The organism is Saccharothrix australiensis (genome assembly GCF_003634935.1).
In the GTDB taxonomy this organism is placed as follows: Bacteria; Actinomycetota; Actinomycetes; order Mycobacteriales; family Pseudonocardiaceae; genus Actinosynnema; species Actinosynnema australiense.
This window is the reverse complement of sequence record NZ_RBXO01000001.1, coordinates 2,804,125-2,818,008: the sequence shown is the minus strand read 5'-3', so window position 1 is coordinate 2,818,008 and position 13,884 is coordinate 2,804,125. Positions and strand designations below refer to the sequence as shown.

The 13,884-nt window shown below is 74.4% G+C and carries 16 protein-coding genes; 5 read left to right on the top strand and 11 right to left on the bottom strand.

Features of this window, described 5'->3' with window-relative positions; all coding sequences use genetic code 11:
- Positions 1–39 precede the first annotated feature (39 nt).
- Complete coding sequence (locus C8E97_RS13080; RefSeq protein WP_121005174.1) at positions 40–444, top strand: ChaB family protein; 405 nt, start codon at positions 40–42, stop codon at positions 442–444.
- On the opposite strand, the gene C8E97_RS13075 is transcribed toward C8E97_RS13080, so the two are convergent.
- A complete protein-coding gene (locus C8E97_RS13075) occupies positions 416–1,237 on the bottom strand; it encodes an SDR family oxidoreductase (RefSeq protein WP_121005171.1) in 822 nt (273 codons plus the stop codon). The two genes, C8E97_RS13080 and C8E97_RS13075, sit on opposite strands and share 29 nt — an antisense overlap.
- A gap of 108 nt (positions 1,238–1,345) precedes the next feature.
- Here C8E97_RS13075 and C8E97_RS13070 point away from each other — a divergent pair, with 108 nt between their 5' ends.
- From C8E97_RS13070 to C8E97_RS13055, 4 genes are all read left to right on the top strand, one after another.
- A complete protein-coding gene (locus C8E97_RS13070; protein ID WP_121005168.1) occupies positions 1,346–2,521 on the top strand; it encodes a zinc-dependent alcohol dehydrogenase in 1,176 nt (391 codons plus the stop codon).
- A gap of 17 nt (positions 2,522–2,538) precedes the next feature.
- The gene (locus tag C8E97_RS13065) at positions 2,539–2,901 is read left to right on the top strand and encodes a hypothetical protein (RefSeq protein ID WP_121005165.1); all 363 of its coding nucleotides are present in this window, start codon (positions 2,539–2,541) and stop codon (positions 2,899–2,901) included.
- An 82-nt stretch (positions 2,902–2,983) separates the two neighbouring features.
- On the top strand, positions 2,984–3,658 hold the full coding sequence (locus tag C8E97_RS13060; protein WP_121005162.1) for a DUF6766 family protein: 675 nt from the start codon (positions 2,984–2,986) through the stop codon (positions 3,656–3,658).
- Between the two features lie 195 nt (positions 3,659–3,853).
- Positions 3,854–4,513 (top strand): hypothetical protein, encoded by a 660-nt coding sequence (locus C8E97_RS13055; RefSeq protein ID WP_147455089.1) that lies wholly within the window; start codon positions 3,854–3,856, stop codon positions 4,511–4,513.
- Positions 4,514–4,576: 63 nt separating this feature from the next.
- On the opposite strand, the gene C8E97_RS13050 is transcribed toward C8E97_RS13055, so the two are convergent.
- Genes C8E97_RS13050 through C8E97_RS13005 form a run of 10 tightly spaced genes read right to left on the bottom strand, consistent with a single transcriptional unit; the run spans position 4,577 to position 13,851 of the window.
- The gene (locus tag C8E97_RS13050; RefSeq protein WP_121005156.1) at positions 4,577–5,065 is read right to left on the bottom strand and encodes a DUF6328 family protein; all 489 of its coding nucleotides are present in this window, start codon (positions 5,063–5,065) and stop codon (positions 4,577–4,579) included.
- Positions 5,066–5,081: 16 nt separating this feature from the next.
- Positions 5,082–6,545, bottom strand: coding sequence for an aminotransferase class I/II-fold pyridoxal phosphate-dependent enzyme (locus C8E97_RS13045; protein WP_121005152.1), 1,464 nt, complete (start codon positions 6,543–6,545; stop codon positions 5,082–5,084).
- 42 nt (positions 6,546–6,587) lie between these two features.
- Positions 6,588–7,745: a cytochrome P450 family protein gene (locus tag C8E97_RS13040; RefSeq protein ID WP_121005149.1), complete on the bottom strand. Its 1,158-nt coding sequence runs from the start codon at positions 7,743–7,745 to the stop codon at positions 6,588–6,590.
- Complete coding sequence (locus C8E97_RS13035; RefSeq protein WP_121005146.1) at positions 7,736–8,416, bottom strand: SDR family oxidoreductase; 681 nt, start codon at positions 8,414–8,416, stop codon at positions 7,736–7,738. Before C8E97_RS13035 ends, C8E97_RS13040 begins: the two co-directional genes overlap by 10 nt.
- Before the next feature lies 1 nt (position 8,417).
- Positions 8,418–9,701, bottom strand: a complete 1,284-nt coding sequence (gene rfaE2 / locus C8E97_RS13030; protein WP_121005143.1) for a D-glycero-beta-D-manno-heptose 1-phosphate adenylyltransferase — start codon at positions 9,699–9,701, stop codon at positions 8,418–8,420.
- Positions 9,698–10,273, bottom strand: coding sequence for a D-sedoheptulose-7-phosphate isomerase (locus C8E97_RS13025; RefSeq protein WP_121005140.1), 576 nt, complete (start codon positions 10,271–10,273; stop codon positions 9,698–9,700). The genes rfaE2 and C8E97_RS13025 overlap by 4 nt, the downstream gene beginning before the upstream one ends.
- Positions 10,270–11,481: a glycosyltransferase gene (locus C8E97_RS13020; protein WP_121005137.1), complete on the bottom strand. Its 1,212-nt coding sequence runs from the start codon at positions 11,479–11,481 to the stop codon at positions 10,270–10,272. The genes C8E97_RS13025 and C8E97_RS13020 overlap by 4 nt, the downstream gene beginning before the upstream one ends.
- Positions 11,478–12,350 carry a glycosyltransferase gene (locus C8E97_RS13015; RefSeq protein WP_121005134.1) on the bottom strand — a complete coding sequence of 291 codons (873 nt, stop codon included), beginning with the start codon at positions 12,348–12,350 and terminating at the stop codon, positions 11,478–11,480. The genes C8E97_RS13020 and C8E97_RS13015 overlap by 4 nt, the downstream gene beginning before the upstream one ends.
- Positions 12,347–13,360, bottom strand: a complete 1,014-nt coding sequence (locus C8E97_RS13010) for a glycosyltransferase family 9 protein (protein ID WP_121005131.1) — start codon at positions 13,358–13,360, stop codon at positions 12,347–12,349. Before C8E97_RS13010 ends, C8E97_RS13015 begins: the two co-directional genes overlap by 4 nt.
- Complete coding sequence (locus C8E97_RS13005) at positions 13,357–13,851, bottom strand: D-glycero-alpha-D-manno-heptose-1,7-bisphosphate 7-phosphatase (protein WP_281275494.1); 495 nt, start codon at positions 13,849–13,851, stop codon at positions 13,357–13,359. Before C8E97_RS13005 ends, C8E97_RS13010 begins: the two co-directional genes overlap by 4 nt.
- Positions 13,852–13,884: the final 33 nt, after the last annotated feature.

Sequence of the window (13,884 nt, the reverse complement as noted above, 5' to 3'; positions counted from 1 at the left end):
GGTACCCCCGGCCCCCAGCCGAAACACCGAGGAGGAACCATGCCCGGACGCGAGGAGCTGCCCAGCACGGTGGCGCGGTCGTCGAAGAAGGCGCAACGCACGTGGATCAAGGCGCACGACTCGGCCGTCGAGTCCTACGGCGAGGGCCAGCGCTCGCACCGCACCGCGTACGCCGCCCTCAAGCACTCGTTCGAGAAGGTCGGCGACCACTGGGAGCCCAAGGACCACAAGGGACCGTCGGACAAGCAGGCCGCCCGCAGCACGCCCGCGCGGGGGCGCACGGCGGGCGGGGTGGACGCCAACGCCGACAAGAAGCACCTGTACGAGCTGGCGAAGAAGCTGGACGTGCCCGGCCGGTCGACCATGACCAAGCAGGAGCTGGTCGAGGCGATCGACAAGGCGAACCGCAAGAAGACTAGGGCTCGCGCCACGTCGAGTCGGTGAGCAGCCCGGACGCCTGCGGGCCCATCAGCAGCATCCCGCCGTCCACGACGAACGACGCCCCGGTCACGTAGCCGGCCGCAGGGGTGGCCAGGAACGCCACCACCGCCGCGACCTCCTTCGCGTGGCCGGGGCGACCCAGCGGGTAGCCGGGGCGGGGCTGGGTGCGCGGGTCGACGTCCTCCTGGCCCGTCATGGGCGTGGAGATCTCACCGGGGGCGACGGAGTTGACGGTGATGTCGTGCTCCGCCAGTTCCAGCGCCAACACCTTGGTGAGCGCGCCCAGCCCGGCCTTCGACGCGCAGTACGGGGCCGCGCCCACGCGCGGCGCGTGCTCGTGCACGGACGTGATGTTGATGATCCGCCCGCCCTTGCCCGCCTCGATCATGTGCCTGGCCGCCCGCTGCGCGCACAGGAACGCGCCGTCCAGGTTGACCGCCAGCACGCCGCGCCAGGTGTCGAAGTCCATGTCCATCGCCTTGGTGGCGGTCCCGGTGCCCGCGCAGTTCACCAGCACGTCGACGCCGCCCAGCTCGCCGGCCAGCTCGTCGACCGCGGCGGCGGCCGTGGGCAGGTCGGTCAGGTCGAGCCGGCGCACCGCCGCGCCGACGCCGAGCCCGCGGACCTGCTCCGCGGTGTGCTGTGCCCCGTCGAAGTCCTCGTGGTAGGTGATGCCGACGTCGACGCCGCCGCCCGCCAAGGCCACCGCGATGGCCTTGCCGATGCCGGAGTCGGCCCCGGTCACCACGGCGCGCTGCGGCGCGCCCCTGCGGTCCTGTGGAAGTGGAGTGCCCATGCCCGCCGGATACCCCGGCGCGGGACCGCGACACGCGCCCTTGGGCCGTCCGGACGAGTTTGCCCGCCCCCACGCCGGGAACGCCCCGGAGGACGAAGGGAGACCCACATGAAGGCCGTCACCTGGCACGGCAGGCGCGAAGTCCGCGTGGACGAAGTGCCCGACCCGGTGCTCGAGGAGCCGACGGACGTCATCGTGCGCATCACCTCGACCGGCATCTGCGGTTCCGACCTGCACCTCTACGAGGTGCTGGGCCCGTTCATCGACGTGGGGGACATCCTCGGCCACGAGCCGATGGGCGTGGTCGAGGAGGTCGGCTCGCACGTCACCGCGCTCCAACCCGGCGACCGGGTGGTCGTCCCGTTCAACGTCTCGTGCGGGTCCTGCTTCATGTGCGGGCAGGGCCTCCAGTCGCAGTGCGAGACCACCCAGGTGCGCGACCAGGGCTCGGGTGCGGCGGCGTTCGGCTACAGCAAGCTGTACGGGCAGGTACCCGGCGGGCAGGCCGAGTTCCTGCGCGTGCCGTTCGGGAACACGCTGCCCATCAAGGTCCCCGACGGCCCGCCGGACGACCGGTTCGTCTACCTGTCCGACGTGCTGCCCACCGCGTGGCAGGCCGTCGAGTACGCGGGTGTCGGCGAGGGCAGCGTGGTCGTGCTGGGACTGGGCCCGATCGGCGACATGGCGTGCCGCGTCGCCCGGCACCGCGGCGCGAGCACGGTCATCGGCGTCGACCTGGTGCCCGAGCGCATGGCACGGGCGCGGGCACGCGGCGTGACGGTGCTCGACGTCCGGGACAGCCACCTGGTGGACCACATCCGGGACCTGACCGACGGGCGCGGGCCGGACGCCGTGATCGACGCGGTGGGCATGGAGGCGCACGGCGCGCCGGTGGCGAAGATGGCGCACCAGGCCGTCGGGCTGCTGCCGGACGCGCTCGCCGCGCGGTTCATGAAGACCGCGGGCGTGGACCGGCTGCACGCGCTGCGGCTGGCGATCGAGGTCGTCCGGCGCGGCGGGACGATCTCGGTCGTCGGGGTGTACGGCGGCATGGCCGACCCGCTGCCGATGCTGACGATGTTCGACAAGCAGATCCAGCTGCGCATGGGGCAGGCGAACGTGTTGCGCTGGGTGCCGGACATCCTGCCGCTGCTCGGCGACGACGACCCGCTGGGCACCGAGGAGTTCGCCACCCACCACCTGCCGCTGAGCGAGGCGCCGCACGCGTACGAGATCTTCCAGCAGAAGCGCGACAACGCGGTCAAGGTGCTGCTGAAGCCGTGAGGGGCTATGGTCCGATCATGGTCCGGCCATGGGCTGCACTCGCCGCCGCGCTGCTGGTCGGCGGGTGCGGATCGGGCACCGGCGACCTCGCCCGCCACGTCGCGGAGGAGTTCGTGTCCGCGGCGTCGGCGGGCGACCCGGCGCGGATGTGCGCGCTGCTGACCGAGCGGGCGCGGGAGGGCGTCGACGACTGCTCCACCGTGGACGTGCCCGGCGACGGCGAGGTGCTCGACGTGGAGGTGTGGGGCGACGCCGCCCGCGTGCGCACCAGCTCCGACACGCTGTTCCTGCGGGAGGTCTCGGCCGGCTGGCGGGTCTCGGGCGCGGGGTGCGACCCGGTGCCCGACCGCCCCTACACGTGCGAGGTGGGTGGTCCTTGACGCAGCGCGGGATGTTCTACGCCTACCTGCTCGGCGCGGTGGGCCTGCTGGTGTGCTTCTGCGCCATCGGGCTGGTGGGGCTGTGAAGAGGTTCCTGTGGGACAACGGCCTCAGCCTCACGTTCGGACTGCTGTTCCTGCTGTCCCTGGTGGGCCAGGCGTTCTCGGGCAACGCGTCGCTCAACGACCGGCGGCTGGTGGACGGCGGCGACCCGGTCGGCCTGTGGCAGTACGTGACCTCGTCGGACTTCGCGGTCGACGTCGCGGAGAACTGGCAGTCCGAGTACCTCCAGTTCTTCCTGTTCATCTTCGCGACCGTGTGGCTGATGCAGCGCGGCTCCAACGAGTCCAAGCCCGCCGACCGGCTCGGCCCCGAGTCCGACGAGCAGCAGCACCTCGGGCCGCACGCCCGACCGGAGTCGCCGCCGTGGGCCCGCGCGGGCGGGTGGCGCACGAAGCTGTACTCCAACTCGCTCGGCCTGGTGATGCTCGGGCTGTTCCTCGGCTCGTGGCTGACGCAGTCGATCGCCGGGCGCAGCGCGTACAACAACGACCGCCTGATCGACTTCCAGGACACCGTGTCGTGGTGGGAGTACGTGCTGTCGGCCGACTTCTGGAACCGCTCGCTACAGAACTGGCAGTCGGAGTTCCTGGCGATCGGGTCGATGGCCATCTTCAGCGTCTACCTGCGACAGCGCGGCTCCTCGGAGTCCAAGCCGGTCGGCGCGCCGCACGACCGGACCGACGTCTCGGGCTGACCACCCGGACCCGGCCGCCGCGGCTGCCCGACCGGCGCTCCCGCTGTCCGGCCGGTCCGCGTGCCATCTGCCCGACCGGACACCGAACTCTGCACCCGGCGCCCTGCCCAGCACCCTCCGACACCACTAGAACTTGATCCGGCCGCTGATCGTCCGGTCGGTGGCGAACGATCGTCAATCGGTTGAGGAGTGTTGGTGAAACAGGAGAACCGCGCTCGATACGCTCTCGCCCGCGCCGGTGCGCTGGTGATCGCGGTGATCGCCGCGTTCGCGCCGGCCACGGCGTCCGCCGGCGCGAACGCGCCGCTCGCCGAGTACCAGTACAGCTACGAGGACGGGTTACAGGGCTGGACGCCCAAGACCGACCAGGACACCGGCACGCCGGAGTGCTCCCCGCACGCGTCGGAGGTCGTGCACTCGGACGACCGGGCCAAGGACGGCACGCACAGCGTGAACTTCCGGGCCGACGGCACCCACGACTGCGGGCTGCTCTGGATCGAACGCCGGTTCGACGCCGGGACCACCGACCCCGTGCAGGTGGCGCTGACGCTGTCGCTGTACAGCGAGGACACCGGCGACGCAGGCGCCGGCGGCCTGAACCGGGTGCAGGCCCACGTCGGCGCGGACTGCGTCACCGACCCGGTCCTGGGCGGCAGCGGCTGGGACGGCTTCCACGACATCGCCCCGACCAGCCACACCGGCGGGCCGGGCTGGTACGGCTACTACTTCAAGCACAACCAGGTGACGCCGGCCGCCGACGGCACCGTCTGCGTCGGCCAGGCCGTGAAGATCGCCTCGACCTACCCCTTCGTCATCGACTACTACCTGGACGAGACCACGGTCACGATCTCCTGACCACCGCGCCCACACCGCTCCCGTCCCGCCGAGCGCGGGGCGGGGGCCCGCGCTCGGGTCGGTTCAGTCCAGGTCGTCGCGCTCGGCGTCGACGTCGTCCTGGTGGCGCTCCCGCCACGGCAGGAGGAACCACAGGGTGCCGAACACGAGGGCCGCCAGCACGCCCATCGCGATCGACGGCCAGCCGCCGACGACGATCTCCGCCAGCAGCAGGATGGTCCCGGTCATGGCGAACGCCAGGCAGGCCATGCCGACCACCGCGAACCGGTTCGCCACCGCGATGATGTCCTCCCGCCTGCCGCGGCGGAACAGGATGCGGTGCCACGCGGCGGGCGCGGTGAGCAGCGCCACCGCGCCCGCCGCGAAGAGGATCGTGCCCAGGTGGGTCACCCGCACGTAGAGGTCGGCCTGCGAGTAGCGCTCGGTGAAGGCGATCGACAGGAGGAAGCCGAAGAGGATCTGCACGCCGCCCTGCGCCACCCGCAGCTCCTGCAACAGCTCGCTGAGGTTGCGCGCGAGTCGGCGCTGGTCGGACAGCTCGGCCTCGCTCATCCGGGTCGTATACCCGTCAGCGTGCGCGGTCAACCACCCGGATGGTGGACAGCGAAGGGTCGGTCGGGTCCGGTAGGTACATGCCCGCGTCCCGGCCGCTGAGCAGGTAGTCCACCACCGCCTGGGTGATCACCTCGCCCGGCAGCGCGGCGGGCACGCCCGGCGGGTAGGGGCTCAGCGTCTCGGCGCAGATGCGGCCGACGGCCTCCCGCGCGGGCACGTGCCCGGCGTCGGCGAAGTGCGCGTCGCGGGGCAGCATCGCCTGCTCCAGCTCCAGCTCGCCGGGCGCGGGCACGTCCACCGGCTTGGCCCGCGGCAGGTCGCCGACGTGCGCGACGAGGTCGGTCACCGCCGTGACCAGTCGCGACGCCGTCCGCTCGTCGTCGGCCACGGTGATCTGGGCGGCGATCCGCCGGTGGTCGGACAGCCCGACGTCGACCCGGTGGTGCGCGCGCAGCCACTGGTTCGCGGTGTAGCCGGAGATGCCCAGTTCCGCCAGGTCCAGGATGATCTTGAGCGGGTCGTGGTCGTCGGCCCGGTCGGGGCTCACGACGTGCTCCCGCTCCACCACCGTGACCACGTCGCGCAGCCGGTCCCGGATCGACCGGTCCAGCCGCAGCGCCTCGCCCAGCAGCTCCTCGCCGCGCTCGACCATCTGCCGCCGCCACCCGTCCAGCCCGGCGTAGACCAGGGCGGACGGGCTGGTGGTGTCCAGCAGGTCCGCGCGCAGCTTCAGCAGCTCGGGGTCGACCCGGTCGCCGCGCAGGTGGTAGACCGAGCCCTGCTCCAGGCCCGCGCCCATCTTGTGCACGCTGGTCACGCACAGGTCCGCGCCCGCGTCCATCGCCCAGGACGGCAGGTCGGGGTGGAACGGCAGGTGCGCGCCCCACGCCTCGTCCACGACCAGCGGCTTGCCGTGCCGGTGGCACACGTCCGCCGCCGCCCCGATCGCCGCGCACGTCCCGTAGTCGGTCGGCGTGATCAGCAGCATCCCGGCCGCGTCCGGCGCGCGCGAGAAGCCCTCCGCCACGTCCTCCGGTGACGGCGGGTAGGCCCACTGCCAGTGCGCGTCCCACCGGGGGTGGACCCAGACCGGCTCGACGCCGCTGATGATCACGCCGGCGATCACCGACTTGTGCGCGTTGCGGGACACCAGGATGCGCTGCCCCGGCCGCGCCACGGTGATGATGCACGCCTTGACCGACAGCGAGCTGCCGCACGTGGAGAAGAACGCCTGGTCGGCGTCCACCGCGTCGGCCATCAGCCGCTCGGCGCGCGGCACGACGCCGCCGCTCGTCATGCGGTCGTCCAAGCCGTTCATGACGATGACGTCCGACCGGAACACGTCCTCGCCCAGCACGTCCAGCACCCGCCGGTCGACGCCCCGGCCCTGCTTGTGGCCTGGCGGGAGGAACGGGACGTGCCCGCGTCGCCGGTACTCGGCGATCGCGTCGAGCACCGGCGCCTGTGAGTGGTCCATGCGCCCCGGGTGCCACTGCCCCGACGCCGCCAAACCCGAGCCCTACTTCCGGGTGGCGGGCAGCCGCAGCGCGAAGTGGTCCAGCGTCGCGGGCAGCGGCGGGTGGACGGTCGGCACGTCCAGGTGCGGGCGCAGCGCGTCGAGCATCAGCCCGGCGCCGACCAGCACCAGGTCGCGCCCGGGGCACACGCCGGGACCACCGCTGAACGGCACCAGCGACGGTTCGTCCGTCGGCCACAGCTCCGGCCGGTACCCGTCGCCGAACCGCCGGTGGAAGTACGGCGTGAACACGATGAACGTGGTGCCCGCCGGCAGCCACGTGCCGCGCCACCGGGTCGGCCGGGTGCTCTCCCGCAGGATCACCGGCGTGGTCGGCCACAGCCGCGCCGACTCCAGCACGCCCTCCACGCCGACGCCGCCCAGCGCCAGCGCCCGCATGGTGACGATGCCCGCCGCGTCGAACGCGAACAGCCAGTGCGGCACCTGCCCGAGCAGCTCGTCCGGTGACGCCACCGCGGCGAGGCTGCCCGACTCGCCGCGCTCCAGGTGCTCCAGCAGCCGCCGCTCGAACCGCTCCCGCAGCCGGTGCCGGCGCCGGTGCAGGTAGGCCCAGTTCGCGTCCTGCCGCAGCGCCTTCAGGTCGTCGATCAGCGCGACGTCGGACCGCGCGCCGGAGCCGAGCACGATCCGCCGCACCGCGCGCCACCACGCCTGCGTGAAGTCGTCCCAGGTGAGCACGCCGGCACTGGCGACGTGACGGGCCAGCAGGTCCGCCTCGTCCAGCACCACGGGCTCGACGTCGACCTTCTCCGGTCGCAGCGCCAGCTCGTTGAACCGCCTGCGCCGCTCGCGCTCCGGGCCGCGCGACGCCAGCACCCCGTGCGGCTGGAAGTGGTTCAGCGCCGCCCGCTTCTCCCTGGTGGCCAGGGCGAACGGCTCCGGTGACCAGGCCAGCAGCCGACCGACGTCGGCCGGGTCGAGCACCAGGGCGACGCTGCGCCCGGTGACCCGCAGCCGCAGCGGTGCGGGGCCGTAGCGCTCGCGCAGCTCCGCCACGGTGGCCACCGCGACCGCGTCCGACTGGGCCTTCTCGGCCATCGCCATCGCCCAGCGGCGGCGCACGATGACGCCCTTGCCCAGCGTCGGCAGCAGGACCTTCGCGAACACCCGCCCGGTGTCCAGGCGGGAGGCTACGGCCACGACCCCTCCTCGCTGTGCGCCACGACCAGCTCGCGCAGCTCGCACCCGGCCGGCTGCCGCAGCGCGAACAGGATCGCGTCGGCGACGTGCTCCGGCGGGTTGAGCTTGCTGTCGTCCGGCGGCCGGTACTGCTCGGCCCGGTCGTCGAAGAAGCGCGTGCGCATCCCGCCGGGCACCACCAGCGTCACGCCGACGCGGCCCGCCGTCTCGGCCGCCAGCGCACGCGTGAAGCCGACGACGCCGAACTTGGAGGCGCAGTAGGCCGTCGCGTCGCTCACCGCCTTGAGGCCGAGCGTGGACGCGATCGTCACCACCCGGCCGCCGTCGAGGTGCGGCAGCGCGGCGCGCACCACGGCGGCCGTGCCGAGCAGGTTCACCAGCACGACGCGGTCCCAGTCGGTCGCGGGCACCTCGTCGAGCCGGCCGCACGCGTCCGTCCCGGCCGCCGTCACCACGGCCCGCAGGCCGCCGTTGCGCTCGACGATCGCCCGGACCGCCTGCTCGGCCGCCCTGGCGTCGCCGAGGTCGACCGACTCGAAGTCGGCCACCTCGTCGGACGTCGGCGCGGCCTTGTCCAGCACCAGCGGTCGCCCGCCCGCCTCGTGGACGGCGTGCACGACGGCCGCGCCCAACCCGGACGCGCCGCCCGTCACCAACACCTGACCCGGCATGTCAGCCCCTCCTCGCCAGCAGTTGCGTGGTCGACCGACCCCGGTGGTAGGGCACGACGACGGTCCGCCCGCCCCACGTGCGCACCAGGTCGGCTTCCGGCAGGGATTCGGCGCGGTAGTCGCCGCCCTTCACCCAGATGTCCGGCCGCAGTTCGCCGAGGACCCGCTCGGGGGTGTCCTCGCCGAACACCACGACCTCGTCGACGCAGCCCAGGGCCCGCAGCACCTCCGCCCGGTCGTGCTCGCGCGTGACCGGGCGGTCCGGCCCCTTGAGCCGCCGCACGGACTCGTCGGAGTTCAGGCACACCACCAGGCAGTCGCCCAGCGCGCGGGCCGCTTCCAGCGTGCGCACGTGACCGGCGTGCAGCAGGTCGAAGCAGCCGCCGGTCGCGACGACGACGCCGCCCCGCGCCCGTGTCGAGTCCACCGTGGACGGGCGGGCCGGGCGGAAGCCCGCCGCGCCGCCGCGGGCGAGGAAGTCGGCGGCGGAGGCCACGGCCGCGGCCACCGCGTCGTCCACCGCCGCGCCGGCCATGAGCCGCGCGGCGGCCGTCACGGCGAACCGGTCGCCCGCGCCGCACGGGTCGGGCACGGCGACGCGCGGCGCGGGCACGGCGACCGGCGTGCCGCCCGTGTCGAGCACCGCGCCGTCCGAGCCCAGGGTCACCACCACGGCCCGCGCCGCCCAGCGGTCGCGCAGCGCGCGTGCGGCGTCCGCCGGGTCGCGCTCCCCGCTGAACCGGTCGGCCTCGCCCCGGTTCGGCGTCACCAGCCGCGCGCCGGGCGTCGGCGCGGGACCGCGCGGGTGCGGGTCCCACACCACCGGGCGGTCGGCGAGCGCCACCCGCAGCCGCTCGTCGGCGGCCAGCCCCCGGCCGTAGTCCGACACGAGCACGAGGTCGGCGGCGCGCACCGCGTCGAGCATGTCGTCGGTCGCGCGGGGCGTCCCGCCGCCACCGCCCCGGTCCATCCGGGCCAGCGAGTGGCTCCCGCAGCGCAACCGGGCCTTGACCGGCGTCGCCGCGGGCGACGGCCCGAACACCGCGGGCACCCCGGCCAGCGCGTCGCGCAGCCGCAGCCCGTCGGCGTCGGCCGCCAGCGCCGTCACCAGCGTCACGTCGAGCCCGTCGCCCGCCGCCAGCGCCGCCGCCAGCCCCGCGCCGCCCGGCCGGACGTGCTCCGCCCGCACGTCGAGCACGGGCGCGGGCGCGTCCGGGCACAGCCGCTCCGCGGTGCCCTCGATGTCGATGTCGAGCAGGGAGTCGCCCACGACCGCCAGCTTCACGACACCCTCCGGGCGGCGGCGGGCAGCGCGGCCTCGAACGCCTCGCACAGCGCGTGCACCGCGACGAGCTGCGCCTCCTGCACGTTGGCCGGTTCGCCGGGCAGCGCCAGGGCCTCCTCCGCCTCGGCCGCGAGCGGGTTGGGCGCGGGTCCGGTGAACGCCCACACCCGCGCGCCCGCCTCCCGCCCGGCGCGGGCCGCCTCCAGCAGGTTCGGGCTCCTGCCGCTGGTGGACAGCAGCACCACCACATCGCCGGGGCGGGCGTGCGCGGTGACCTGCCGCGCGAACACCTGGTCGTACCCGTAGTCGTTGCCGATCGCGGTCACGCTGGAGGACTCCGAGCACAGCGCGATCGCGGAGAACGGCGCGCGGTCGTGCCGGAACCGGCCGACCAGCTCGGCCGTCAGGTGCTGCGCCTCCGCCGCCGACCCGCCGTTGCCCGCCGCCAGCAGCCGGCCGCCCTCGGACAGCCGACGCGCCAGCAGCCCGCCCCAGCGGGTGATCCTCGGCGCTTGGGCGCGCAACCCGGCCAGCGACTCCGCCAGCCCGCTCAGGTGCCGTTCGACGCTCACCGGGCACCCCCGGCGGCGACGGCGGCCTCCCGGCCCGCGCCCACCCGCAGGTACACCCGCTCGGTGTCCTGGGCGACGCGGTCCCACGTGTACCTGGCCTGCACCCGGTCGCTGCCGGCCAGCCCGTACGCCTCCCGCCGCGCCGGGTCCGCCAGCAGCGACCGCAGCGCCCTGGCCAGCGCGATGGGCTCGCGCGGCGGCACCAGCGCGCCGGTGACGCCGTCCACGACCGTGTCGGTCAACCCGCCCACGGCCGAGGCCACCACCGGCACACCGCACGCCATCGCCTCCAGCGGGACGATCCCGAACGGCTCGTACCACGGCACGCAGACCACGACGTCGGCCGACCGCAGCAGCGACGGCATCGCGTCGCGCGACACCTGGCCCGCCAGGCGCACCCGGTCCAGCACGCCCAGCGCCCGCGCGTGGCCGAGCAGCCGGCGCGCCTCCGGGTCGGCGTCCACGTCCGCCGCGCCGCCCGCGATCACGAGTTCGGTGGCGGGCAGCGACCGCAGCGCGGTGATCAGGTCCGCGAAACCCTTGCGCGGCACCAACCTCCCGACGGCGACCACGCGGTGCGGCAGGCCCGGCCGGTCCCGCGGGCCCTCGGGCCGGAACAGCACGGGGTCGACCCCGCACGGCACCACGGAGATCCGCGACCGCGGCACGCCCATCCGGATCAGCTCGAACACCTCGTCACCGCAGGTGGCGGCGACCCGGTCCACCTCGCGCCCGATCAGGCGCTCGGTGGCCACCCGCTCCGGCGGGCTCGTGTCGGCCCGCCCCTGGTGCCGCCGCTTGACCACGCCCAGCGCGTGGAACGTCTGCACCACCGGCACGTCCAGCCCGCGCGTCGCGAGCACGGAGGCCAGGCCGGACATCCAGAAGTGGCCGTGCACCACGTCCGGCGGGTCGGCGCGCCACCGGTCGCGCAGGAACTCGGCGAAGTCACCCATGTGCGGCAGCAGCTCGTCCTTGGGCACCGGCGCGGCCGGGCCGGCGGGCACGTGCACCACGTCGTAGCCCTGCCCGGTGCGGACGCGCTCCGGCAGGTCCGGCGCGTCGCGGCGGGTGTAGACCGTGACCTCGTGCCGCAGCCGGGCCAACGCCGCCGAGAGGTCGGCCACGTGCACGTTCTGCCCGCCCGCGTCGACCCCGCCCAGCGCGGCCAGGGGGCTGGCGTGTTCGGACACCATCGCGATCCTCATGAACTCACCTCCGCCAACAACCGGTCCCAGTTCCTCAGGAACGCGTCGAGGCCGTATCGGGCCAGGGCGAATTCCCTGGCCTGCTTGCCGTTCTCCCGCGCCAGCGCCGGATCGGCGATCAGCGCGGCCATGCCGCGTGCCAACTCGTCCACGTCCGTGGACACCACGCCGGCCTCCGGCGGCACCGCGCGCACGACCTCCGTGCACGCCAGCGCGACCACGGGCATCCCGACGTGCATCGCCTCGATCAGCGACAGCCCCAGCGAGGTCCAGCGCACCGGGTGCAGGTAGAGCCTGCGGCGCGCCAGCTCGCGGTGCAGCGAGTCCAGCGGGTGGTCGCCGCGGCCACCCAGCTCCTCGGTGCCCATGCCGTACAGGTCGAGCGGCGCCACCGCCTCGAACCGCGGCAGCAGGTCCGTCCCGACTACCCGGCCCCGACGCACCGGCTCGTTCACGACGACGGCGGCCCTGGGCAGCTCGCCGGTGTAGAGGTGGCCGGGGTCGACGACGCCGTGCTCCACGACGGTGGTGCGGGTCGTGCCGCAGTCCCACATCAGGTCGTTGAAGTGCGTGACGTGCACCAGGAGTCCGGGCCAGTCGGCCATCGGGTGCCGCTGGTTGGGCTTGGCCGGTGTGTTGTGCTCCAGGTATATCACCGGAATCCCGGACGGCACCAGGGAAAGCTCCTCCACGCGCTGCACCACCGCGACATCCGCGTCCACTTCGGACAGATGGACCTCGCGCGCGGCGGGCCAGTCCCGCCCGGCCAGCCCGACGCCGTCGGGTGGCGCGGGCAGCAGGTAGTCGTGTCCGCCCCGGACGAACGCGTTCGTCCACGAGCCGTGCACGTGCCACAGCAGTACCTTCACGTCCGCACTCCCACCAATTCCGCGACGGCGGCGACCACTTCGGACGGTTCGACCCGGTCCAGGCACGGGTGCCCCGGCACGGGGCACTCGCGGGCCCGCGAACCGGCGCACGGCGCGTCCTGGTCGCCCAGCAGGACGTGCCGCCCGTGCGGGGCCCACCGCTCGGCGGGCACGACGGGCGCGAACAGCGACACCACGGGCGTGCCGACGGCGACGGCCAGGTGCGCCGGTCCGGTGTTGCCCACCACCACGGCGTCCGCGGCGGCCAGCACACCGGCCAGTTCGGCGAACGTCGTGCGCCCGCCCAGGTCCACCGCGTCCTCGCCCGCGACGTACGCGGTCAGCGCGGTCTCCTTCGGTCCCCCGGTGACCACGACCCGGTGGCCCGCCGCGCACAGCGCCCGCACCGCCTCGGCACAGCGGTCCGGCGACCACGCCCGCGCGGGCACGGACGCGCCGGGGTGCACCACCACGTACGGCGCGGGCACGGGCGATTCCGGCGGCGGCACAACGGAAAGCCGGCCGTCGTCGCCCGGCGGCAGCTCGAAGCCCGCCGCCCGCGCCACGCCGAGCGCCCGTTCCGCCTCCGGCACCGACGGGTCGTCGCGCAGCCGGACGTCCAGCAGCGAGCCGGGGTAGTCGGTGGACCGGGCCACGATCCGGGGCACGCCCGCGAGGCGCAGCAGCAGCGCCAGCGGCAGCGGGCTCTGGTGGAACGACGTGAGGATCAGCGCCACGTCCGCCCGGACCCCCTTGAGCAGGGCCACGATCCCGTCGATGTCGGGCTCGCGCACCGGCGGCGCGGGCGTCACGATCCACGGGCAGTCCCACCGCACCACGCGGCTCACGCCCGGCAGCAACCCGGCGGCCTGCGCGCCGGCGTGCCCGCACAGCAGCACCACCTCGCCGGACGCGGCGGCGGCCCGGATCGCCGGACCGGCCAGCAGCACGTCACCGTCGCTGTCCAACCGCGCCACCAGGATCCGGCGCGGGGTGGAACGGGGCGTCATCGCAGCACCGCCAGCGCGGTCACGAGGTCCGGCGCCACGCGGGGCGCGCGGTCGACCTCTTCACGCAACGTGCGGGGCGTGGGCACCAGCACGGCTTCCGCGCCGGCGGCGTGCGCCGCGTCCACATCGGCCCCGATGTCACCGATCACGACCGTCCGCGCCGGATCGACGTCGAGGGCCGCGCACGCGGCGAGCACCAGCCCCGGCCGGGGCTTGCGGCACGCGCAACCCTCTTCCGGATGGTGTGGACAGACCTGCCAGGTGTCGAACCGACCCAGCAGCTCCTCCACGCGCCCGTTGACCGCCGAAACCTCGGCCCAGGACAACATCCCGCGCCCGATACCGGACTGGTTGCTCACCACACCGGTCCGGACGCCCCGCGCGCGCAGCCCGCGCACCGATTCCAACGCACCCGGCATGAGCGAAACCCTTGCCGGGTCACCGTTGTACGGCACATCGCGAATCAGCGTGCCGTCCCGGTCGAACAGCACTGCCTCGGGGTACTGGTCCACAGAGGAGAGTTA

Excerpts from the sequence above, each read along its gene's own strand:
- C8E97_RS13080 (WP_121005174.1), top strand. The coding sequence starts at position 40 with ATGCCCGGACGCGAGGAGCTGCCCAGCACGGTGGCGCGGTCGTCGAAG.
- C8E97_RS13075 (WP_121005171.1), bottom strand. The coding sequence starts at position 1,237 with ATGGGCACTCCACTTCCACAGGACCGCAGGGGCGCGCCGCAGCGCGCC.
- C8E97_RS13070 (WP_121005168.1), top strand. The coding sequence starts at position 1,346 with ATGAAGGCCGTCACCTGGCACGGCAGGCGCGAAGTCCGCGTGGACGAA.
- C8E97_RS13065 (WP_121005165.1), top strand. The coding sequence starts at position 2,539 with ATGGTCCGGCCATGGGCTGCACTCGCCGCCGCGCTGCTGGTCGGCGGG.
- C8E97_RS13050 (WP_121005156.1), bottom strand. The coding sequence starts at position 5,065 with ATGAGCGAGGCCGAGCTGTCCGACCAGCGCCGACTCGCGCGCAACCTC.
- C8E97_RS13045 (WP_121005152.1), bottom strand. The coding sequence starts at position 6,545 with ATGGACCACTCACAGGCGCCGGTGCTCGACGCGATCGCCGAGTACCGG.
- C8E97_RS13035 (WP_121005146.1), bottom strand. The coding sequence starts at position 8,416 with ATGCCGGGTCAGGTGTTGGTGACGGGCGGCGCGTCCGGGTTGGGCGCG.
- C8E97_RS13020 (WP_121005137.1), bottom strand. The coding sequence starts at position 11,481 with ATGAGGATCGCGATGGTGTCCGAACACGCCAGCCCCCTGGCCGCGCTG.
- C8E97_RS13010 (WP_121005131.1), bottom strand. The coding sequence starts at position 13,360 with ATGACGCCCCGTTCCACCCCGCGCCGGATCCTGGTGGCGCGGTTGGAC.